Raw genomic sequence first — 21050 nt, forward strand, 5'->3', positions numbered from 1 at the left:
CGGCCGCCCGCGTTAGACGCGCGGGCGGCCGCCCGACCGATGCGCGAAACCCGGGTTTCGTGGCCGTTATTCAGGTTTACGTGTCTAAACCTGAATAACGAGGGGCATAATCGGGGTTATGGCCATCGATTCGACTTGTGTCCCCGATCGCGGTTGGCCTGCGCACGGAAGCGAAAGTCTCCCGTGGCGCCAGCAGATACGGGGCGGCACCCGAGCCGATCGCACGATGACATCGGTGGACGCATCGGTGCCGCCGTTCATCGCCGAACTCGAGTTCGATGCTCCGGCCGCGACCCTCGTCATGTGCGAGAGCGCCGTTGTCGCCGCCGCCCAGGCGGACACGGATGCCGGGGGGCGTTCGGCGGCGCTCAGCCGCTTCCTGCTGCGCACGGAGTCGGTCGCCTCGTCGAAGATCGAACGCATCAGCGCGTCAGCTGCGGACTACGCCAGAGCACTCGCCGGCAATCGCTCCAATCCGTCCGCGATGAGCATGGTGGCGGCGAGCACGGCGCTGCACGCCCTCGTCACCGAGGTCGGAGCGCGTGAGACGTTCACGACGGACGTCCTGCTCACCGCGCATCGCGCTCTCATGGAGGACGATCCTTTCGAGGCGCGTCACGCGGGTCGGCTGCGCGATATGCAGAACTGGATCGGAGGCAGTGATCACGCGCCGCGAGAGGCCTTGCACGTGCCTCCCGCCCCGTCCCGGGTTCCCGCCCTGATGGATGATCTCATCCGCTATCTCAACCGAGACGACGTCCCGGTCATGGTCCAGGCGGCGATCGGGCACGCGCAATTCGAGTCGATCCACCCCTTCACCGATGGCAACGGACGGATCGGGCGTGCTCTCGTGTCGGCCGTCCTCCGGAGAAGAGGCGTCGCACGCCATGCCGTGATCCCGCTGGCGAGCGGCCTCCTGGCGGAGCGCGAGGGATACTTCGCGGCGCTCGGCGACTACCGCCGAGGCGACCCCGTGCCGATGATCGATCTCTTCGCCCGGTCGGCGTCTGCGGCAGCGATCGGTTCGCGCGAGTCCATCGCCCGCATCACGGCTCTGCCCCAGGAGTGGGCCGGCGAGCTGCGGCCCCGACGGGGATCGGCCCTCGCTGCTCTGATTCCCGCCTTCTACGACCATCCGGTCATGTCGTCGCGCGAGATCGAGGCTTATTCGGGAACATCCGCCCAGCAGGCGTACCGTGCCATCGATCAGCTGGCCGAGCACGGCTTCATCGAGGAGATCACCGGAAGAAAGCGCGACAGAGTCTGGGTCGCGTCGGAGCTGCTCGCCGAGCTCGACGACCTCGACCGCCGCATCCAGGCCGCGATGAGATCGTGACCCCCGGGGGCGAACGCGTCGTGCGCGGCGCCCCCGGAGCCGTCTCAGCGCTTCAGGTTCGTCAGCTCCTGGAGCACCTCGTCGCTGGTGGTGATGATGCGGGCATTCGCCTGGAATCCGCGCTGAGCGACGATGAGGTTGGTGAACTCCTGCGAGAGGTCGACGTTCGACATCTCGAGCGCACCGCTGATGATGCCGCCCATGCCGTCGACACCGGCCGAGCCGATCGTCGCCTGACCCGAGTTGCCGCTCGGCCGGAACTGCGACGAACCGACCTTCTCGAGGCCTCCGGGGTTGACGAAGCCGGCCAGGGCCACGCGGGCCAGAACCTCGGTGTCGCCGTTGCTGAACGTGCCCATGAGGCTGCCGTCGTTGGTGAGGGCATACGAGCTGAGCGTGCCGGCGGGCTTGCCGTTCTGCTCCTTGATCGCCACGTCGCTGACGTCGGCGTAGCCGGTGACCGCGCTGAGGTCGACCGTGATGCCGCCCGAGACGAGGGTGCCCCCGCCGGTCTGCACGCCGTCGACGAAGGTGAGCGCCGTCGTCGCCCCCGCGCCGTCAGAGACGCCCCAGCCCGTGGCGGTGCGGGTGAAGGTGAGCCGCAGAGTCGTGGCCGCGCCCTCGGCGTCGTACGTCTTGATGTCCCGCACGAGCGTGTCGCCGACGGCGGCGCCGGAAGGAAGGTTGCCGGTGACGCGAGCCGTCGTGGTCGCCGTCGCCGGGCTCAGAGCCCCGACCGGGAGGGTGATGTCGCCCAGGCCCTGTCCCGGCACGATGGCGCCGTCCTGGGCGGTCCAGCCCTGCACCAGTGCGCCGTCGGCCGACACGAGCCGGCCGCTGGCGTCGAAGGAGAAGCCGCCGTTGCGCGTGTACAGCGTTTCGCCTCCGGAGCGCACGATGAAGAAGCCGTCGCCGGCGATCATCAGGTCGGTCGGAACGCCGGTGGGCTGGGGCGCCCCCGCGGCGAAGTTCGTGCTGACGCCGGCGACCTGCACGCCGAGGCCGACCTGGGCCGGGTTCTGCCCGCCGACGCCCTGCTGCGGGAGCATCGAGTTGCGCAGCAGCTGCGACAGCGAGTCCTGGAACTGCACGGACGAGGCCTTGAAGCCGGTCGTGTTGACGTTGGCGATGTTGTTGCCGGTGACATCGAGCATGGTCTGGTGCGATCGCAGACCCGAGATTCCGGCGAACAGGGAGCGGAGCATGGTGATGCCTTTCTGAAGAGACGGATCAGGACTGCGAACGGGGGATGAGGGTGAGGCCCGAGACCTCGTCGAGCGGGATCGAGGCGTCGCCGATGGTCACCAAGGGCACCGCGCCGGCGAACGACACGGCGGTGACGACCCCCTTCTGCGCGACGCCGTCGGCGTCGACGTACTGCGCCTCGTGGCCGATGAGCGCCGCGGCGGTCTGGCGCATGCTGAGCGCGAAGCTCTCGGTGCTGGTCGCGGCGAGCGCGGTCAGCTGTTCCATGGAGGCGAGCTGCGTGGTCTGGGCGATCATCTCGTTGGTGTTCATGGGCGAGCTCGGGTCCTGGTTGGTGAGCTGGGTCACGAGCAGCTTCAGGAAGACCTCGGAGTCGAGCGTCTTCTTGCGCTCCGCCGCAGGGGTGGTGCTCCCGCCCTGCAGGCCGCTGGGAGGGACGGTGCCGGTGATCGAGTCGACCGTGGTCATGCGGGGGTTTCCTCTCGGGGTCAGGCGTAGACGTCGATGCCGCCGGATGCCGCGATGGTCGCGACGGGCAGCGGAGCAGGGTCGGTCGGCGGGGGAGCGGTGCCGGGCCGCGCGCGGGGGGTCGGGTCGTCGGGATGCCGTCCGGCCCCCGACCCTCCGCCGGTGAGCTGAGCGCCTGTCGACGAGCCGCCCGCGGCCGATCCTCCGGAGGAGCCCTGCGGTGACGAGCCCGTCGGGCCGTCGGTGCCGGAGAGGATCAGCGACGCCTGCGGGGCGGCGACGGCGAGGTCGCGACGCAGGTCGGCCAGGATCGCGCGCAGGGCGTCGCGTCCGAGCTCGGTGGGGGCCTGCAGCTCGATGCGGATGCTGCCGCCGGCGATGTGCGCGCGCACCGTCACCGGTCCGAGGCTCTCCGGCGAGATCGTCAGGGTGAGGCTGTGGTCGCCGTCGGGCGCGTGCGCGAGCGCAAGCACGGGCGTCGCGACCTGCGGCAGCAGCGTCGGGCGCGCGGGCGGCGCGACGGCGGCGGGCGGAGCGGCCGGAGCGGGCCCGGTGGGCGGGGTCGGGGAGACGGCGGCGGAGACGATCGAGCCGTCGGGGGTGGTGGATGCCGCGGATGAGGTCGACGCCGACGGCTCTGCGACGACCGCGCCCGGCGCGGGGACGGGGCGTGCGACGACGGTGGGCGGATCCGGGCGCACGCGCGAATCTGCCGACACCGCCGTCTCGGGCGATTGCGCCGTCTCGCGGGCCTGCGCCGTCCCGGGCGACTGCGCTGTCCCGGCCGTCTGCGCCGTCTCGGGCGATTGCGCCGTCTCGTGGGCCTGCGCCGTCTCGCGCGCCTGCGGTGTCGCTTCGGCGCCGGCGGGAGGCGCGGTCGTGGGTGCGGCGGCATCCGCCGGCGCCGACCGGAGCGGAGCGCCCACCGGCTCCGTCGGCTCCGACGGTGCGACCTGCTGCGGCGGCGTCGGCACCGGAGCGGAGCCGACCGACGACGTGTCGACCTCGGCGTTCGAGGCGGGGATCGCAGGGCTCGACGGGTCGGCTGCGGGCGCGGCGTCCGCCTCGACAGAACCGGATGCCGTGTCGCCGGACAGGGATGCCGCGTCGTCGACGACCCCTGCGGAGGCGGCTGCGATGTCGCCGACGGGTGCGGCCTCGGGCGAGAGCACCGCGGCGGGAAGCGGCACCGGCGCCGCGACGGCGAGCGGATCGTCCGCGCGCAGCGCCTCATCCAGCACCCGGGCGAACGCGCCCGAGTCGCCGACCGCTCCGCCCGCCGAGCTGCCACCGGCGGGACGCGTCGTGCGGACGTCGAGGATGCCGACCGTTCCCAGCGAGGTCACGACCGAGCCTCCGAGGAGATGCGTGCGCCGATCTCGTCGAGCTCGGCCTGCTCGGCGCGCAGGTCGGCGGCGCGCACCTCGGCGGCATGCGCGAGCGCCAAGCGGTCGAGTCCTCGCATCGCCCGGCGGGCCTCGCCGTGCTCGGTCCGCGCCTGCTCGAGCGTCTGCGCCTGCAGATCGGAGAGGGCCGAGAGATCGGCGAGCAGGGTTCGCCCGGCGACTCGGGCCGCCGCGAGCGCGGCCAGCGACCGCACGTCGACGGCATCCGTTCCCTCTCCGGCCAGATGGGCGCGGAGGGCGCGGTCGCGCGCCTCGGTGTGCTGCGCGTCGATGGTCGCACGCGAGAGCCGCTGCGCCGCCTGGCGCTCCTGGATCCCGCGCACGCGCAGCAGGCCGGCCAGCGAGAACGATCGGCTCATGAGACTCCTCCGAACGAGGCGACGAGCTCGTCGAGACGGCGCCACGATTCCGCGACGTCGCTCGACTCGTCGAGGGACTGGGTGAGGAAGGCGGCGATGGCGCGCTCGTTCGCGATCGCCGCGTCGATGCGCGCATCCGCACCGTGCTGGTATGCGCCGATGTCGATGAGGTCGTTCGCCCGCCGCCGTGCCGCGAGCACGGCGCGCAGTGTCGCCGCACGGGCGCGGTGATCGCGGCCGGTGATCTTTCCCGCGACGCGGGAGACCGAGCCGAGCACGTCGATCGCCGGATGGTGCCCCGCCAGCGCGAGCGCGCGATCGAGCACCACGTGCCCGTCGAGGATCGACCGCACAGCGTCGGCGATCGGCTCGTTGTGATCGTCGCCGTCGACGAGCACCGTGTAGATGCCCGTGATCGAGCCGCCCCGGTCCGTTCCGGCGCGCTCGAGCAGACCTGCGAGGAGCGAGAACGTCGAGGGCGGGTACCCTCGTGTCGCCGGCGGCTCACCCGCCGACAGGCCGATCTCGCGCTGGGCCATCGCGACCCGGGTGAGGGAGTCCATCATGAGGATCGCGTGAGCGCCGTCGTCGCGGAAGGCCTCGGCGATCCTCGTGGCCGTGTATGCGGCGCGGATGCGGGCCATCGCCGGCTGATCGGATGTCGAGACGACGACCACCGAGCGCGCGAGTCCTTTCGGGCCCAGGTCGTCTTCGATGAACTCGCGCACCTCGCGACCGCGCTCGCCGACCAGGGCGATGACGCTCACCTCGGCCTCCGTGCCGCGCGCGATCATCGACAGCAGCGATGACTTGCCGACCCCGGATCCGGCGAACAGGCCCACCCTCTGACCGCGACCGACCGTGACCAGCGTGTCGAGTGCGCGCACCCCGAGGGGGAGGGGTGCGTCGATCCGGTCGCGGCCCATGATCGAGGGGGCGGCGTGATCGAGACCCACGGGCACTGCTCCCTGAAGCGGGCCGCGGCCGTCGATCGGGCGGCCCAGGCCGTCGAGCACCCGTCCCAGGAGGGCGCGGCCGGTGGGCACGCGCAGCGCCCCTCCGCGCCCGCGTGCCGGCGCTCCGACCGTCAGTCCGGTGATCGGCGAGAGCGGCATGCAGCGCAGTCCGTCGTCGCCGATCGCCACCACCTCGGCGTCGATGCCGTCGAGGCTGACCAGATCGCCCACGGCACCCTCCAGTCCGCGCACCTGCGCGCTGAGCCCCCGCACCTGCGAGACCTCGCCGACCCGCTCCGGACGGACCGCCTCGAGCAGGGCGCCCCACGCGGTCACGACGTCGCCCCGTCGAGCGCGGCACGGGCGCGAGCGATCGCGTGCGCGACACGGGCGTCGATGTGACCGTGGTCGAGCACGACGATCGCATCGCCGGGGCGGAGGGAATCGTCGGCGACGAGCGCGAGCCCGTCGAGGGGCTCGGCACGCTGCTCGAGAGTGCGGAGATCGCCGGGGTGGAGTCGCACGTTCCGTGCCTGGGGAGCGTGGGCCGCTGCGAGCGCCCGCCGTGCGGCCGCGGCAGCCGACGCACCCGGGTCGGAGAGCTCACCGGCGAGGACGACCTCGGCGAGGTCGACCGCGCGGCGCAGCACCTCCTCCTCCGCGGCCGCCACCAGTTCTCCCTCCCGTGCCGCGAACCCTCGAGCGGCGGCCTGCAGGGCGTCGACGGCATCCTGAACCGCTCGCTCGGATGCGGCCTCACGGGCGCGACGCGCCTCGTCGGCGAGGCGGGCGGCCGCCGACGCCTCGGCGGCCGCCACCCGATACCCCTCCGCATGGCCGTCGGCGTAGCCGCGGATGCGCGCGCGGGCGTACTCGTCGTCCAGCGCGGGGCCGAGGGCACCGAGACGCGGGAACTCCACCGGCGAGAAGGCCTCAGTAGACATACTCGTCCTCGTCGACGCGCTGCACGCTGATATCGCCGGCCGCTTCCAGCATCCGGATGGTGCGGACGATCTCGGCCCTCGCCTCTTCGACCTGCGACATGCGCACCGGCCCGAGCAGGCGCGACTCCTCGTCGAGCATCTCCCTGTTCCGCTCCGAGACGTTGCGGCGGATGAGGTCGGCGATCGGCTGGTGGGCGCCCTTCAGCGCGAGCGCCAGCGAGCGGATGTCCATGCCGCGCAGCACCCGCTGGGCGTCGCGGTCGTCGAGCTTCACGATGTCGGCGAACGTGAACATGCGGGAGCGGATGTCTTCGGCCAGAGCGCTGTCGCGGTCCTCGATGCTCGCCAGGATCGCCTTCTCGACCGTCGCGCCCGAGCGGTTGATGATCTCGACCAGCGGCTCGACGCCGCCGAGCGTCTCGGGCGTGTCACGGCCGGCGAGGCTGCCGGTGCGGGTGCGCAGCGCATCGGCGACGATGGCGATCGCCTCGGGAGACGCCGTGCCCATGGTCGCGATCGCGTGGGCCACGTCGGTGCGAGCCGGGTCGGGCAGCACGGCGAGCACCGCGGCGGCCTGATCCGTCGGCAGATGGGCGAGCACGAGAGCGACCGTCTGGGGCAGTTCGCCGTCGAGCAGCGACGCCAGGTGCGCCGGGTCGACAGCGCTCAGGAACTCGAACGACGAGTTCGCCGACGTCGAGCCGACCCTGCCGAGCACCGCCGCCGCCCGTTCGGCGCCGAACGACGCCTCCAGCAGGCCCGCGGCGATGTCGCGACCCCCGCGCGCCGGCGGCAGATGCCCCGTCGCGATGCGGTGGAACTGTCCGAGGGCCTGCGCGGTGGTGGCGGCATCCAGGTCGTGCAGCCCGATGATCTCGGCGGCGACGGCCTCGGCCTCGGCCTCGCTGAGATGCTTCATCACCTCGATCGCCTGAGCACGATCGAGGTTCATGATGACGACGGCGGCCGTCTGCCGATCGGTCAGCCCGCTCATACGCGCGGCCTCTCGTCGATCAGCGTGCGCAGCAGCTCGGCGGTCCGCTTCGGATCCTGCCTGGTCATCGCGTCGACCTCGGCGCGCCGGCGCTCCAGGCTGATCTGCGCGGGCTCGGGCTCGGGCTCGGGTTCGGGGTCGGGCGCCGGCTCGAGGAAGGCCAGCGGCACCGTCGGCGCCGGATCGAGCTGGGCGGTCGGAGGACCGGCGATGGCCGACAGTGCGGCCGGGCGCTCGCCGAAGAGCTCGTCGAACTCCGTCGAGGCGCTCGCGCGGCGCCGCGTGCGGACGATCAGGGCGACGACGGCCAGGAGGAGCGGCAGGGCGATGGCGGCGGCGATGATCAGCGTGTTGATCAGCACGGCCTGACGCTCGGCGTTCTCGGCGTCCTTCGCCGCCTGCAGCGCGGCCTGCGCGGCCTCGGCGTCGGTCCGGCTGAACGAGACGAGCTTCACCGTGAGCTCGTCGCCGCGCTCGGTGTCGATGCCGGCGGCGGTGCCCACCAGCTCGGTGAGCTGCGCGGTGCTCAGGTCGCCTCCGGCACCCGCGTCGACGGCGACCGACACCGATTGCCGGAGGATCGTCCCTGCGGGCGTCGACGTGCTCTGGGTGCTCTTGTTGACCGCGTTGGTGCGCGACTCCTCGCTCGACTCGAACGTGCCGTCGCCGTTCTGCGACGGCACGGCGATGTTGTCGGGTCCGAGAACGCCGGCTTCGCTGCTCGATCCGTTCTGCGTCTCGCTGCGCGACTGCTCGGACAGCGGGGGTGCCCCCTCGGCCGGGGTGTAGACCTCTTCGACGCGCTCGTTCACGGAATGGTCGACGTCGGCCACGACCGTGACCGTCGCGTTCCCGGGGCCGACCACGGTGTCGAGCATCTGCTGCACGCTCGCCGTCACCCGCATCTCGTAATCGCCGGCCTGCTGGTCGACGCCGCCGGCCGGTCCGAGCCCCGCCGCCGACAGCGTGCGGCCGGTCTGATCGACCACGGCCACGTTCTCCGGCTTCATCCCGGTGACGGCGGCGGAGGTCAGGTGCACGATCGCCTCGACCTGCTTCGGCGTCAGCGACGAGGTCCCGGAGGTCTCCACGAACACGGAGGCGGTGGGGTCGATCGTCTCCGAGACGAACACGCTCTCCTCGGGGATGGCCAACTGCACCGACGCCGTCGTCACGCCCTCGAACGACGAGATCGTCGCGGCCAGTTCGCCCTCGATGGCGCGCTTGTAGGTCACCGACTGCTGGAACTCCGAGGTGGTCACGCCCATGTCGTCGAGGAGGGAGTAGCCGGCCGAGTCGGCGCTGGGAAGGCCCGCTGCCGCGGCGACGAGGCGCTGGTCGTACACCTGCTCCTCCGGCACGAGCACGGTGGTGCCGCCGTCGGCCAGCTCGTACGGCACCGACGACGCGCGGAGCTGCTCGACGACGGCGTTGGCGTCGGAGGCGCTCATGCCCGAGAACAGCGGCGTGTAGGTCGGGCGACTGAGCCAGCTCGTCAACGCGATGGTCCCGAGTGCGAGGACGGCCACACCGATGATCGCGATCGTGCGCTGCGCGACGGTGAAGCCCGCGATCAGGCGCCCGATCCGCTGGAACACGGTCGTCACCGCGGCGGGCATCAGGCCTGCATCCTCATGATCTCGTTGAACGCGTCGACGCCCTTGTTCCGGACGGCGGCGACGAGCTCGAGCGTGACCGCGGCGCGCGAGGACGCGATCATCGCTGAGTGGATGTCATCGAGATCGCCCGTGACCGCGGCGACCTTGAGCGCGTCCGATTCGGACTGCAGCGATCGCAGCTCGTCGATGGCGCCGGTGATGCTGTTCGCGAATCCCGAGTCGTCCGCCGTCCGGGGGGTCGCGGAGACGGGCGGGGTGAGCCCGGCCGACGCCGCCACGCCGCCGATACCGCTGAGCGCGTCCATCAGCTGCGTCCGATCTGGAGAGCGGCTTCGTAGGTGTTGCGGGCGCGATCGACGACGGCCGCGCTGGCCTGGTAGCCGCGCTGGGCGAGGATGAGCTGGCTCATCTGGTCGCCGAGGTCGATGTCGGGGTAGCGCACGTAGCCGTCGGCGTCGGCGAGGGGATGATCGGGCTGGTGCACGAGCCGCCCCGCCGCGCTGCCCTGAACCGTTCCCGCCACGTAGACACCGGGGGATCGGTCGCTCGTCTCGGCGGCGATGTAGCGCGCGCGGAACGCCGCGCCGTCGGAGCGGGACGCGGTGTTGATGTTCGCGATGTTGTCGCTCACGGCGTCGAGCCATTTGCGGTGCACGGTCAGGCCGGTGCCGGCGATGCCGATGGCGTCGAAGGTCATGACGTCCTCATCGCGGCGCGCATCGACGTGAACGACCCGTTCACGGCCTGCGTGGCGAACTGGTAGCGCAGCATGGTGTCGATGCTCGACAGCGTCTCGGTGTCGAGGTTGACGTTGTTGCCGTTCAGTCTGGTGGGCTCGAGCGAGGTGCCCACCGTCGCCGCCACCCGGCCGTCTCCGGCCGCCACCGAATCGGCGAGCGCCTCCTCGAAGCGCACCCGCTTGGCGTGATAGTTCGGGGTGTTGATGTTGGCGATGTTGTCGGCGATCGCGCGCTGGCGCTGCGAGAGGCCGTCGAGCGCACTCGTCAGCGCGTTGAGGGTCACAGAATCGAACACGAACCGGCTTTCCGTGAAGGGCGGGTGTATGGCCGATCCCTGGCCGTCTCTCGCGAGTGATCCTCACTCTCCGTGGTCTATCGGCCGTCCGGCCCGACGCGTTAGCCGAGTCGTCATCCGTTCCGGTCGAGGTACACCGGGGTATCCGGCTGCCGGGCGGGCGGCACCCGGCTGACGGCCTCGAGATGCGGACGCAGTCGGTCTTGTTCGGCGCGCACGCGATCCATGGCCGCGCGCTGACGCGCGATCACCCGTTGCGCACGATCGGCGAGCTCGGGCGGCAGGGGAGCGGCGGGCGTCGTCCAGGGCGGGAGCGCCATCGCATCGACGGTGCCGGACTCCGCGTCGAGGATCCGGTCGGCATCGTCTTCGAGCCGGTCGAGCAGCCGGGCCCAGTCGTCCGCGCTCATCCTCTCGCCTCCGCGACCGCGTGCGCGGCGCCGTACCAGGCGTCGCGCAGCGGGGCGACGATGTCGCGGCACGCGCGCGTGCGCTCGGGGTCGCGACCGATGTTGGCGCCGATCAGCGTCTGCGTCAGGAACACGTAGAGCGATCGCAGTCCGGCGCTGCCGTTCCAGTCGTCGGTGAGCGACGACGACAGCTCCGACACGATGGCCTGCGCGTGCTGCAGCTGCGCGTTGGCCTCGGCCCACTGTCCGGCGCGCTGGGCGCTCTCGCCCCGCTCGATGTCGAGCAGGAGGCGGTCGTAGAGCATCGTCACCAGCCGCTCCGGGGGCGCCGACAGGATGGCGTCTTCCCGGTAGCGCTGCTGGGCGCGCAGGGCGGCGCTCGCGCTCACGAGCCGGATCCCGTCCGCGAGGTCGGCAGGGCGTCGAGCTGCGACGCGAGATACGACGACTGCGATTGCATCTGAGACAGCATGACCTCGAGCCGCGCGTAGGTGCGCTCCAGCGTGGCCTTCCGCTGGGCGAGCCGCACGTCCCAGCGCTCCAGCTGCTCGCCCAGACCCTCGACCTCGCTCTGCTGGCCGGTGATCCGCGACGTGAGCAGGCCCTCGTACTTGTCCGAGTAGATCTTCGCCGTGTCCTGCACGCGCAGGGCGACGGCCGAGAAGAGGCCGGCGACGGCATCCGGATCCTTCGTCAGCGCCTCGGCGAACTTCTCCTCGTCGAAGCTCAGCACGCCGTACATGTCTGTCGAGATGCCGATCGACGAGGGCGAGACGCCGTCGACCGGGTGCTGCACGGCGTCGGCGAGCGCGGTGCGCAGCGCCCGCACGGTGCTGTCGCCCGTGAACACGCCGAGGGCGGTCGACTCGCCCTGCCCGGCGGCGACCGTGGCCTTGGTGCCCTTGTCGATCGTGCCCAGGATGCCGGTGAGGAGCGCGACGAACTCGGCGGACGCCTTCGTGCGGGCCTCGGTGTCGACGGCCACGCCGATCGTGACCGGGTCGGCCGAGGCGGCGGAGACCGTCACGTCGACGCCGTCGAAGAGTCCGGTGAAGGTGTTGCCCGGCGAGGTGAGCACCTGCTCGGCGCTCGTCCCGGCCCAGAGCCGCAGGCGCGCGTCGGTGCCGACGGCGATGACCGCCGCGCCGGCCTCGGCGGAGAGGTCGACCGCGGTGCCGGCCTCGACGGCGGCGATGTCGCCGCGGTAGACCCGGAAGCGCCCGGCGTCGCCGGCGTCGGCGGCACGCAGCTGCAGGCGGTGGAGCGGTGTGCCGTCGACGTCGCGTCCGGCCGGCACGGCGGAGGCCACGATGCCCCGGCCGGCCTCGTTGATCGCATCGGCCACGTCCTGGATCGACGCGCCCTCGGCCTGGATCCGCACGCGCTCGCCCTGGCCGTTCTCGAGCGTGAGGACGGGCGGGTCGACGGGCCAACCGCGCGAGGCGGCGGAGACGATGGTGTGGTTCTTCGCCACCTGATCGACGACGATGTCGGTCGACACGGGTGCGGCACCCGAACGGGCGACGACGGTCACGGCGGTCGACGAGGAGGTCGTGGTGAATCGGGCCAGGCCGTCGCGGGATCCCGCCTTCTCGGCCTGCGCCATGAGGTTCTGCACCGCGCTGTTGAGGGTCTGGAGCTGCGAGACGACGACGTTCTTGTCGTCCATCTTCGCCTTCAGCAGGGAACGGGGGATCGACTGCACGTCCATCAGCGCCTTGATGACCTCGGTGGTCTTGAGGCCTGAGACGAGACCGTCGAGCGAGAGGGACATGCTCGCCTTTCCGTTCGGATGCGGAGGTGGTCCGGATGCCGTGCGACCCGGCATCCGGACCACCTAGGGCAGGGTTCAGCGCAGGAGCTGGAGCACGCCCTGGTTGGCCTGGTTGGCCTGGGCCAGCATGGCCGTTCCCGCCTGCGACAGGATGTTCGCCGAGGTGAACTTGACCATCTCCGACGCCATGTCGGTGTCGCGGATGCGGCTCTCGGCGGCGGCCAGGTTCTCGGCCGACACGTTGAGGCTGTTGATGGTCGACTCGAAGCGGTTCTGCAGCGCACCGTAGCCGGCGCGTGCGGTCGAGACCGCCTGGATCTGCGTGTCGATGCCCGCGAGAGCGGCGCCGTAGGTCGCCGCGTCGGTCATGGTGGCACCGAGCGCCTTGATGTCGGCGCCGAGGGTGTCGAAGTCGGTCAGGGCGACCGAGATCTGGTCCTCGGCCGCGACCGCTCCGGCGCCGACCTGGAAGGTCAGCGTCGTTCCGCCGGACATCAGCTTGATCCCGTTGAAGTTCGTGCTGTCGGCGATGCGGGTCAGCTCATCGCCGAGCGCGTTGATCTCGGTCTGGATCGCTTCGCGCGACTTCGCGTTGTTCGAGTCGTTCGCACCCTGGGCCGTGAGGTCGCGCACGCGCTGCAGGATGGAGTGGACCTCGGTCAGGGCGCCTTCCGCGGTCTGGATGACCGAGATGCCGTCCTGCGCGTTGCGGGCCGCGACGTTCAGGCCGTTGACCTGCGAGCGCAGGCCCTCGGAGATCGCCAGGCCCGCGGCGTCGTCGGCCGCCCGGTTGATCCGCAGACCGCTCGAGAGCTTCTCGAGCGACTTCGAGACGTCGTTCTGGGTGTTGGACAGGTTGCGGTAGGCGTTGAGCGCCGACACGTTGGTGTTGATCTGCATACCCATGAGGGTTTCTCCTCCGTGAATCGTTGAACGAGAGACCATCCGTGGTCTCCCTCTCACACCTATCGGCGGGGGAGTCGCAGCCGTTAGCCGGCGTCGCGTCACGCCGGAGCGGCCTCGCGGAAGACGTCGGCCACTCGGGCGTCGGCGACCGCGGCGATGCGGGCGAAGAAGGCGTCGCGTGCACCGGGCGAGACGCGGGAGGTCGCGGCCGGTGCCGCCCCTTCCGCGTAGTACCGGTCGAGCGCGTCGCGCAGGAGCCGCACCGCCTCCGAGCGCTGCTGCGACACCGCCGAGTGAGTCACCCCCAGCTCCTCGGCGATCTCCTTGACGGGACGCTCCTCGAAGTACACCGCCACGACGATGCGGCGCATACGCTCGGGCAGCGACGCCACGGCGTGGGTGAGCACGTCGCGGCGCTCGCTCACGACCGCCGATTCCTCCGGCAGGGGGATGTCGGTCGCGACCTCGCGGGCCACGGGATCGTCGAGGGTGGTGAGGGTGCGCGCCGCATCGGCCAGCGCCTCGGAGACGCTCTCCTTCGCCGCGCCCATCGCGGTGGCGATCTCGGTCACGGTCGCGGTGCGACCCAGAGCGGCGGTGAGCGTGTCGCGCACGACGACGGTCTCCTTGATGCGTTTGCGGATGCCGCGCGACGCCCAGTCCATCGACCGCATCTCATCGGCGAACGCGCCGAGGATGCGGCGGCGGGCGTAGGCCCCGAAGGGCACGCCCAGGTCAGGGTCGAAGGCGTCGGCCGCGGTCACGAGCGCGAGCGCTCCGACGGCGGCGAGCTCGTCACGGGGGATGTGGGTGGCACGGGCGTGGGTTTCGGCGGCGAGATATCCGACAAGGGGGAGATTGTCCTCTATCAGGCGATTGCGCTCAGCGCGCGACGTCATGGGGGATGATCCACCTCTCTGGATGCACTCCGAAGCCGAACGAGGGGTAGATGCACATATCACAAATGGTGCGATATGTACATGGGGATATCTACCCACCGCTGATCCACATAGTAACGTTAGGAACGTGACGGCCGATAGATATTCGTGAACCGTTATCTGACGGGGGGATCACTGGGGAAAAGGGGATCATGGGAGCCAACGAATTATCGATGCAGCTCTGGCGCGAGCGCGAGCTCCTGGAGATGCTGCTGTTCAAGCTCGACGAACAGCAACTGCTCCTCGCCGCCGGACGATCGCACTGGATACAGTTTGCGGCACGCGAGATCGATCAGGTGCTCGAACGCCTGCGCAGCGAAGGGCTGTCGCGCACGGTGGAGGTGGCCGGCGTCGCCGAGGAGTGGGGGGCTCCCGAGAACGCCACCATCCGTCAGCTGATCGAGCACGCTCCGGAAGGCGCCTGGAGCGACGTGTTCTCCGACCATCTGCGCGCCCTCACCCGCCTCACCGCCGAGGTCGCGCAGATGCGCGATGCGAACGCCGAGCAGCTCAGCGGCGTCCTCCGGGCCACGCAGGAGACCATCGCCGCCCTGGGGCTGGAGACGGGCGAGTACACGACTCGCGGCGACCGCGCCCGCGAAGACGCGGCGCGCATCGTCGACACCGAGATGTGACCGGGAGGGGATCATGTCGACATTCAGTGGCTTGACCGCGGCCGCGAGCGGCCTGGCGGCCGCGCGACGCGGAATGGACGTCGTCGGCCAGAACATCGCCAACCAGACGACCGAGGGCTACACGAGGCAGCGGGTGACCACGTCGTCGGTCGCCGCGATCGCACAGACGGGTCGCTTCAACACCGGAGCGGTGCCAGGGCACGGCGTGTCGATCGACGGCGTCGCCCGCCTCGGCGACGCCCTCCTCGACGCGCGCGTGCGCGACACGCTCGCCGCCTCCGGGTTCTGGTCGACGCGCGCCGTCGCAGCGACCGCCGTCGAGGCCTCGCTCGCGGAACCCACCGAGAACGGTCTCGCCGCGCGGCTGTCGGCGTTCTGGGCGGGCTGGCAGGATCTCGCGAACACCCCCGACTCGGGGGCCTCGGCAGCCAGCGTCCTGGAATCGGCGAAGGAGCTCGCCGCGCACATCGCCGGCGGATACCGCTCGGTCGCCGCCCGGTGGAACGATGCGCGCGCGGGCGCCGAGCGGACGGTCGCCCAGGTGAACGCGGCCGCCGATCAGATCGCCGTCCTGAACCGTGACATCCGCGACGCCCTCGCCTCCGGACGGTCGGCGAACGAACTGATCGACCAGCGCGGCGTGCTGGCGCAGACCGTCGCGCGTCTGGCAGGCGGAACGGCCGGCGTCGAGAAGGACGGCACGATGACCGTCCGCATCGGCGGCAACGCGCTCGTCGCCGGAGACGATGCCCGGCACCTCGTGCTCTCCGGCCCGACCACCCTCGAGGCGGGGCAGCGTTTCGCTCTCGTATGGGAGTCGGCTCCCGACCTTCCCGTGTCGGTCGACGGCGGCGAGCTCGGCGGTTCGCTCTCCGTGCTGGCGCCGGCCGCCGACGACGGCGTGCTCGCTCGGATCGCCGCCACCTACGACCGGGTCGCGACGTCTCTGGCCGAGGCGCTGAACACGCAGCATCGGGCCGGCGTGACGTCGGCGGGGCAGCCGGGCGGCGACTTCTTCTCGCTCGCCGCCTCGGGGCCCCCGGCCCTCGGACTGCAGATCGCGATCGGCGGCGCGTCCGACCTGGCACTCGCCGCGCCGGGCGCCGGGGCGAAGGATGCGACGAACGCCGATCTCATCTCGCGGATCGGTCTGGATGCCGGGTCGCCCGACGCCGTCTGGGCCGACCAGGTCGCCCGGCTCGGGGTGGCCACCGCCGCCGACGTGCAGCGCGCGAAGGTCGCCGAGTCGACGGCGATCGCTGCAGCGGGCGCGCAGCAGTCGGTGGCTGCCGTCGACGGCGACGAGGAGACCGTCAGCCTGCTCACGTATCAGACCGCCTACCAGGCCGCCGCCCGTGTGATGACCGCCGTCGACGAGGCGCTCGACGTTCTCATCAACCGCACCGGCGTCGTCGGACGCTGATCGAAGGAGCCCCGTGATCTCTCGCGTGACCACGTCGTCCATGACGCAGACGGCGATGCGCAATCTGCAGTCCCACCTGACCGAGCTCGCGCGTCTGCAGGAGCAGGCGACGTCGCAGCGCGCCTTCGCCGTCCCCTCGCAGGATCCGGCCGCCGCGGCGGCGGCCCTCGCGCTCCACGCCGAGCAGCGCCGCACCGAGCAATACGCGCGCAACATCGACGACGGCCTCGCCTGGGTGACGGCGGCCGACAGCGCGATCACCGCCAGCACCACCCTCCTCGGCCGGGTGCGCGACCTCACGTCGCAGGGCGCGAACGACGGCGCCCTGGACGCCGCTGCCAAGGAGGCGCTGGCGGTGGAGCTCGAGGGTATCCGCGACGAGCTGCTGGCGCAGGCGAACACCCGTCTGCTCGGACGCTCGGTGTTCGCCGGGACGTCCGACACCGCGGCGTTCGCGGCGGACTACCTTCACAGCGGCGTCCCGGGCGCCGAAGTCACCCGACGGGTGTCCGACGCGGCGACCGTCCGGGTCGACACCGACGGCGCCGCCGTCTTCGGCACGGGAGACGGGTCGGTGTTCGCGCTCGTCGACCGGATCGTCGCCGACCTGCGCTCCGGCACCAACGTCGGTCCCCGACTGGCGGAGATCGACGCACGACGCACGGCCATGCTCGGCGTCCAGGGTTCGGTGGGAACCCGTCAATCCCAGATCGAACGCGCCAAGGAGGCGGCCGTGCAGAACTCAGTGTCCCTCGAATCCCGCCGGGCGGCGGTCGAGGACGTCGACTCGGTGGAGGTCCTCGTGCGCCTGCAGGCGCAGGAGCTCGTGTACCGGTCGGCGCTCGCGGTCAACGCGCGCGTACTGCAGCCGTCTCTGATGGACTTCCTGCGATGACGGCATCGCTGGCGTTCGTCACGCCCCCGCCCGGCCTCGCACCCCACGTCGACTTCTCGCTGGCTCCGGTCGACGGCGCCGAGGGGCTCTTCGCCCTCCGCGCCGTCCACGACGAGGGGCTCCGGCTCTACCTCGTCGACCCGCAGTCCGTGGTGAGCGCCTACGCCCCGACCCTTTCCGACGAGCAGGTCGCCGAGCTCGCGCTCACCTCCCCTGATGACGCCATGGTGCTCGTCGTCGCCCACCCCTCGTCCGAGGGCGTGAGCGTGAACCTGCTCGCACCGGTCGTCGTCAACCGCCGCAGCGGCGCGGCGGCGCAGGTCATCCTGGAAGACCAGGACTACCCGCTGCGAGCGCCCCTCGGCTGAGGGCGGACGACTACCCTGGAGGAGTGATCCTCGCCGTCGACCCGTCTCCGCGCTCAGCCTCCGCCGGGGCGCGGTCATGACGCTGCGCGCCGCGACGCCGGCCGACCTCGACGCGATCATGGCGATCGAGAACCGCTCCTTCCCGACCGATGCCTGGAGCCGTGAGTCCATGGCGGCCGAGCTCGCCGGTCCGCACGGGCGGTACCTGGTCGACGACGACGACGGGGTCGTCATCGGCTACGGCGGGGTGCGCGCACTGCCGGGGGCTCCGGATGCCGACATCCAGACCATCGCCTTCGTCGCGGAGCGGCGGGGCGAGGGTCGCGGGCGCCGATTGCTGCGGGCGCTGCTGCGTGCCGCGGCGGAACGCGGCGCGCACGAGGTGTTCCTCGAGGTCCGGGCTGACAACCCGACGGCCGAGGGGCTGTATCTCGCCGAGCGCTTCGAGGAGATCGGCAGACGGCCTCGCTACTATCAGCCGGACGACGTGGATGCGATCGTGATGCGGCGCGACCTGCGCCGGCATCCGCTCCCCGTCGAGCACGTCGAGGAGGCGACCGCGTGAGCGAGCCGCTGGTGCTCGGCATCGAGACGAGCTGCGACGAGACCGGCATCGGCATCGTCCGCGGTCGCACCCTGCTGTCGAACACGATCGCGTCGAGCATGGAGGAGCACGCCCGCTTCGGCGGCGTCGTGCCCGAGGTCGCCGCGCGGGCGCACCTCGAGGCGCTCCAGCCCGCGATCGACGCGGCCCTCGCCGAAGCCGGCGTGCGGCTGGACGATCTCGACGCCGTCGCGGTGACGAGCGGGCCGGGACTCGCCGGGGCGCTCATGGTCGGGATCGGTGCGGCGAAGGGGCTCGCGGTGTCGCTCGGAAAGCCCCTGTACGCCGTGAACCACCTGGTCGGGCACATCGCCGCCGACATCCTCACCCCGGATTCCGCGCCGCTGGAGTACCCGACGATCGCTCTTCTCGTGTCGGGCGGACACACCTCGCTGCTGCACGTGCGCGATCTCACCACCGACGTCGAGCTCCTCGGCGAGACCATGGACGACGCGGCCGGCGAGGCGTTCGACAAGGTCGCCCGGCTGCTCTCGCTGCCGTACCCGGGCGGACCGCAGATCGACCGGGCCGCGGCCGACGGCGATCCTGCCGCCATCCGCTTCCCCCGCGGCCTCTCCCGCGCGTCCGACCTCGCCGAGCATCGATACGACTTCTCGTTCTCGGGCCTGAAGACCGCCGTCGCCCGATGGGTCGAACGCTTCGAGGCCGAGGCCGAGTCCGGCGCGGCCCCTGGCGTCCTTCCTGTCTCGGATGTGGCGGCCGGCTTCCGCGAGGCCGTCGTCGACGTGCTGGTCACCAAGGCCATCGCGGCATGCGTCGATCGGGGTGTGCCGCGTCTGCTGCTCGGCGGCGGCGTCATCGCGAACCGGCGCCTGCGCGAGGTCGCGCTGGAGCGCGCGGCCGCGGCGGGGGTGACCGTGCGCATCCCTCCGCTGTCGCTGTGCACCGACAACGGTGCGATGATCGCGGCTCTCGCGGCCGAGCTGATCGCGTCGGGGCGCCGCCCCTCGACGCTGGCGTTCGGGGCGGATTCCACGCTTCCCGTCACCGAGATCCAGGTCGCCGAGGCGGTGCCGGCATGAGCGACGTCCCGCGCGCATCCGACCGCTCCCTTCCCGAGCCGCGGGCACGGATCGAGGGCCCGAGCGGCCAGGTCGAGCAGCCGACCGGTGCCATCCGCATCCCCGGCGCTCGCCGCGACGGGTACACGAAGCTTCCCACCGGGCCGGTGAGCGTCGAGCCCGTTCTGGTGAGCGGACCCGACATCGACGCGGTCGACGACACCGACTGGGAGCCGACCACCGGCACCTCGACGATCGACGACACCCGGCTCGCCCCGTGGGCGCTGCTCGCGGCGATCGTCGCGCTCGGCGCCTCGTTCTTCGTCGGTTGGGGGATCCCGGTGGCGGTCGTCGCGGTCATCGCCGCGATCATGTCGCTGCGTCGGCCGGTCGAGAGCCGCGCGATCGCCCGCTGGGCGCTCGTGCTCGGTCTCTGCGCGACGGTCTACAGCCTCGGCTGGCTCGTCTGGGCCGGCATGCAGTTCGAGCAGCTCGGCTAGCCGCATGCCCGACGCCGACCAGCTCGACGAGATGCGCACGCTCCAGGCGCGCGCGTACGGGCGCGGCGGCGGACTGACGGCCGCCGAGGCGGACCGTCTGCGACAGCTCCAGGACCGCGCCCCGTCGGTCCCCGAGCCCGTCGATGGGGTCCCTGAGCCTGTCGAAGGGCCGGCCCCTCGCCCCTGGGTCCCTGAGCCTGTCGAAGGGCCCGTCTCGCGCCCCTGGGTCCCTGAGCCTGTCGAAGGGCCCGTCTCGCGCCCCTGGGTCCCTGAGCCTGTCGAAGGGCCCGCACCTCGCGCCTGGGTCCCTGAGCCTGTCGATGGGGTCCCTGAGCCTGTCGATGGGGTCCCTGAGCCTGTCGCCTGGGTCCCTGAGCCTGTCGATGGGGTCCCTGAGCCTGTCGAAGGGCCCGGCCCTCCCCGCCGGCCTCGCCTCCGGCTGCTCGCGCTCGCCGCCGCGGCGGCGCTCCTCCTCGGTATCGGTGTCGGCTGGCTGCTCTGGGGTCCGTCGCGCATCCCCGCTGTCGCCCTCACCGCCGATCAGCAGGAGTGGCAGAACGCGCTGCTCGCCCAGGGGGTCTACGACCCGGGCTCGGTGCGGGCGCTCGCGGTCGAAGACGACGTGGTCGTGTGGACGGCGACGCGGGATGACGGTGATCGCACGTGTCTCATCCTCGGGGTCGGCGACATGTCACGGCCGAGCTGCCAGGCGACCGAGTCGGTCGAAGACGAGGGCCTCTGGGGATCGCTGCTCGTCGAGATCGGCGAGCAGACCCGTACAGAGGTCACCGCCTTCGTCATCTTCGCCCCCTCGGGCGAGCCCGTGGTCCGGACGGAGACCATCGAGCAGAGCGGTCGGTCGTCTCTCACCTACGCCGACGATGCTGAGACCGCGACGGCGAAGCGTCTCACGCAAGACGGCTACGCGCCGGACTCGCTGTGGGTGGTCGGATACGACGGCGAGGTGCCGATCTGGAACGCCGTGCAGCAGGAGACCGCGGCGCAGTGCCTCATCTACGACGGGTCGTCGCCCTCGTCGCCGACGGTCTGCGCCGACCCGCAGACCATGACCGAGCAGCAATCCGGGCTCGTGCTCACGGTCGACGTCGAAGGGGGAGGCCGGACGACGTTCGAGATGTCATCGAGCTACGGGCCGCCGTACCTCGTGATCACGCGGGATCGAGGTGAGCTCGGTGCCGGAGGGGACTGAGACCGACGAACGGCGGATGCTGCAGCGACGGGCGTACGGACG

The 21050-nt window shown here is 71.6% G+C and carries 25 protein-coding genes; 9 read left to right on the forward strand and 16 right to left on the reverse strand.

Features of this window, described 5'->3' with window-relative positions; genetic code table 11:
* Window positions 1–226: 226 nt before the first annotated feature.
* Window positions 227–1336, forward strand: a complete 1110-nt coding sequence (locus AB3M90_RS01770) for a Fic family protein (protein WP_412949575.1) — start codon at window positions 227–229, stop codon at window positions 1334–1336.
* A gap of 44 nt (window positions 1337–1380) precedes the next feature.
* On the opposite strand, the gene AB3M90_RS01775 is transcribed toward AB3M90_RS01770, so the two are convergent.
* The 16 genes from AB3M90_RS01775 to AB3M90_RS01850 all read right to left on the reverse strand — a co-directional run bounded on the left by AB3M90_RS01775 (window position 1381) and on the right by AB3M90_RS01850 (window position 14312).
* Window positions 1381–2541, reverse strand: coding sequence for a flagellar hook protein FlgE (locus AB3M90_RS01775; protein WP_412949577.1), 1161 nt, complete (start codon window positions 2539–2541; stop codon window positions 1381–1383).
* A gap of 25 nt (window positions 2542–2566) precedes the next feature.
* Window positions 2567–3010, reverse strand: coding sequence for a flagellar hook assembly protein FlgD (locus AB3M90_RS01780; protein WP_412949578.1), 444 nt, complete (start codon window positions 3008–3010; stop codon window positions 2567–2569).
* 20 nt (window positions 3011–3030) lie between these two features.
* Window positions 3031–4356 (reverse strand): flagellar hook-length control protein FliK, encoded by a 1326-nt coding sequence (locus AB3M90_RS01785; RefSeq protein ID WP_412949579.1) that lies wholly within the window; start codon window positions 4354–4356, stop codon window positions 3031–3033.
* Window positions 4353–4775, reverse strand: a complete 423-nt coding sequence (locus AB3M90_RS01790; protein WP_412949580.1) for a hypothetical protein — start codon at window positions 4773–4775, stop codon at window positions 4353–4355. The genes AB3M90_RS01785 and AB3M90_RS01790 overlap by 4 nt, the downstream gene beginning before the upstream one ends.
* Entirely contained in the window at window positions 4772–6067 is a 1296-nt protein-coding gene (locus AB3M90_RS01795) for a FliI/YscN family ATPase (RefSeq protein WP_412949581.1), read from the reverse strand. Before AB3M90_RS01795 ends, AB3M90_RS01790 begins: the two co-directional genes overlap by 4 nt.
* A complete protein-coding gene (locus AB3M90_RS01800; RefSeq protein ID WP_412949582.1) occupies window positions 6064–6675 on the reverse strand; it encodes a FliH/SctL family protein in 612 nt (203 codons plus the stop codon). The genes AB3M90_RS01795 and AB3M90_RS01800 overlap by 4 nt, the downstream gene beginning before the upstream one ends.
* A complete protein-coding gene (fliG, locus tag AB3M90_RS01805; protein WP_412949583.1) occupies window positions 6665–7669 on the reverse strand; it encodes a flagellar motor switch protein FliG in 1005 nt (334 codons plus the stop codon). Before fliG ends, AB3M90_RS01800 begins: the two co-directional genes overlap by 11 nt.
* Entirely contained in the window at window positions 7666–9288 is a 1623-nt protein-coding gene (fliF, locus tag AB3M90_RS01810) for a flagellar basal-body MS-ring/collar protein FliF (RefSeq protein WP_412949584.1), read from the reverse strand. Before fliF ends, fliG begins: the two co-directional genes overlap by 4 nt.
* Window positions 9288–9593, reverse strand: a complete 306-nt coding sequence (fliE, locus tag AB3M90_RS01815) for a flagellar hook-basal body complex protein FliE (RefSeq protein ID WP_412949585.1) — start codon at window positions 9591–9593, stop codon at window positions 9288–9290. Before fliE ends, fliF begins: the two co-directional genes overlap by 1 nt.
* Window positions 9593–9985 (reverse strand): flagellar basal body rod protein FlgC, encoded by a 393-nt coding sequence (locus AB3M90_RS01820; RefSeq protein ID WP_412949586.1) that lies wholly within the window; start codon window positions 9983–9985, stop codon window positions 9593–9595. The genes fliE and AB3M90_RS01820 overlap by 1 nt, the downstream gene beginning before the upstream one ends.
* The gene (locus AB3M90_RS01825; protein WP_412949587.1) at window positions 9982–10323 is read right to left on the reverse strand and encodes a flagellar basal body rod protein FlgB; all 342 of its coding nucleotides are present in this window, start codon (window positions 10321–10323) and stop codon (window positions 9982–9984) included. The genes AB3M90_RS01820 and AB3M90_RS01825 overlap by 4 nt, the downstream gene beginning before the upstream one ends.
* A gap of 113 nt (window positions 10324–10436) precedes the next feature.
* Window positions 10437–10733 carry a hypothetical protein gene (locus tag AB3M90_RS01830; protein ID WP_412949588.1) on the reverse strand — a complete coding sequence of 99 codons (297 nt, stop codon included), beginning with the start codon at window positions 10731–10733 and terminating at the stop codon, window positions 10437–10439.
* Window positions 10730–11122 carry a flagellar export chaperone FliS gene (locus AB3M90_RS01835; protein WP_412949589.1) on the reverse strand — a complete coding sequence of 131 codons (393 nt, stop codon included), beginning with the start codon at window positions 11120–11122 and terminating at the stop codon, window positions 10730–10732. Before AB3M90_RS01835 ends, AB3M90_RS01830 begins: the two co-directional genes overlap by 4 nt.
* A complete protein-coding gene (gene fliD, locus AB3M90_RS01840; RefSeq protein WP_412949590.1) occupies window positions 11119–12507 on the reverse strand; it encodes a flagellar filament capping protein FliD in 1389 nt (462 codons plus the stop codon). The genes AB3M90_RS01835 and fliD overlap by 4 nt, the downstream gene beginning before the upstream one ends.
* Window positions 12508–12582: 75 nt before the next feature.
* Window positions 12583–13413: a flagellin N-terminal helical domain-containing protein gene (locus tag AB3M90_RS01845; protein WP_412949591.1), complete on the reverse strand. Its 831-nt coding sequence runs from the start codon at window positions 13411–13413 to the stop codon at window positions 12583–12585.
* Between the two features lie 98 nt (window positions 13414–13511).
* Window positions 13512–14312 carry a sigma-70 family RNA polymerase sigma factor gene (locus AB3M90_RS01850; RefSeq protein WP_412949592.1) on the reverse strand — a complete coding sequence of 267 codons (801 nt, stop codon included), beginning with the start codon at window positions 14310–14312 and terminating at the stop codon, window positions 13512–13514.
* A 191-nt stretch (window positions 14313–14503) separates the two neighbouring features.
* Between AB3M90_RS01850 and flgN the strand changes: the two genes are divergently transcribed.
* The 8 genes from flgN to AB3M90_RS01890 all read left to right on the forward strand — a co-directional run bounded on the left by flgN (window position 14504) and on the right by AB3M90_RS01890 (window position 21008).
* Window positions 14504–14986, forward strand: a complete 483-nt coding sequence (gene flgN, locus AB3M90_RS01855) for a flagellar export chaperone FlgN (protein WP_412949593.1) — start codon at window positions 14504–14506, stop codon at window positions 14984–14986.
* 13 nt (window positions 14987–14999) lie between these two features.
* Entirely contained in the window at window positions 15000–16409 is a 1410-nt protein-coding gene (flgK, locus tag AB3M90_RS01860; RefSeq protein WP_412949594.1) for a flagellar hook-associated protein FlgK, read from the forward strand.
* A gap of 13 nt (window positions 16410–16422) precedes the next feature.
* The gene (locus AB3M90_RS01865) at window positions 16423–17304 is read left to right on the forward strand and encodes a flagellin N-terminal helical domain-containing protein (RefSeq protein ID WP_412949595.1); all 882 of its coding nucleotides are present in this window, start codon (window positions 16423–16425) and stop codon (window positions 17302–17304) included.
* Window positions 17301–17672 (forward strand): flagellar assembly protein FliW, encoded by a 372-nt coding sequence (locus AB3M90_RS01870; RefSeq protein ID WP_412949596.1) that lies wholly within the window; start codon window positions 17301–17303, stop codon window positions 17670–17672. The genes AB3M90_RS01865 and AB3M90_RS01870 overlap by 4 nt, the downstream gene beginning before the upstream one ends.
* 76 nt (window positions 17673–17748) lie before the next feature.
* Entirely contained in the window at window positions 17749–18237 is a 489-nt protein-coding gene (rimI, locus tag AB3M90_RS01875) for a ribosomal protein S18-alanine N-acetyltransferase (protein WP_412949597.1), read from the forward strand.
* Complete coding sequence (gene tsaD / locus AB3M90_RS01880; RefSeq protein WP_412949598.1) at window positions 18234–19319, forward strand: tRNA (adenosine(37)-N6)-threonylcarbamoyltransferase complex transferase subunit TsaD; 1086 nt, start codon at window positions 18234–18236, stop codon at window positions 19317–19319. The genes rimI and tsaD overlap by 4 nt, the downstream gene beginning before the upstream one ends.
* Window positions 19316–19798 carry a KH domain-containing protein gene (locus AB3M90_RS01885; protein ID WP_412949599.1) on the forward strand — a complete coding sequence of 161 codons (483 nt, stop codon included), beginning with the start codon at window positions 19316–19318 and terminating at the stop codon, window positions 19796–19798. Before tsaD ends, AB3M90_RS01885 begins: the two co-directional genes overlap by 4 nt.
* Window positions 19799–19802: 4 nt before the next feature.
* Window positions 19803–21008 carry a hypothetical protein gene (locus AB3M90_RS01890; RefSeq protein WP_412949600.1) on the forward strand — a complete coding sequence of 402 codons (1206 nt, stop codon included), beginning with the start codon at window positions 19803–19805 and terminating at the stop codon, window positions 21006–21008.
* Window positions 21009–21050 lie beyond the last annotated feature (42 nt).

The sequence above is a fragment of the Microbacterium martis genome (assembly GCF_047246685.1).
Lineage (GTDB): Bacteria > Actinomycetota > Actinomycetes > Actinomycetales > Microbacteriaceae > Microbacterium.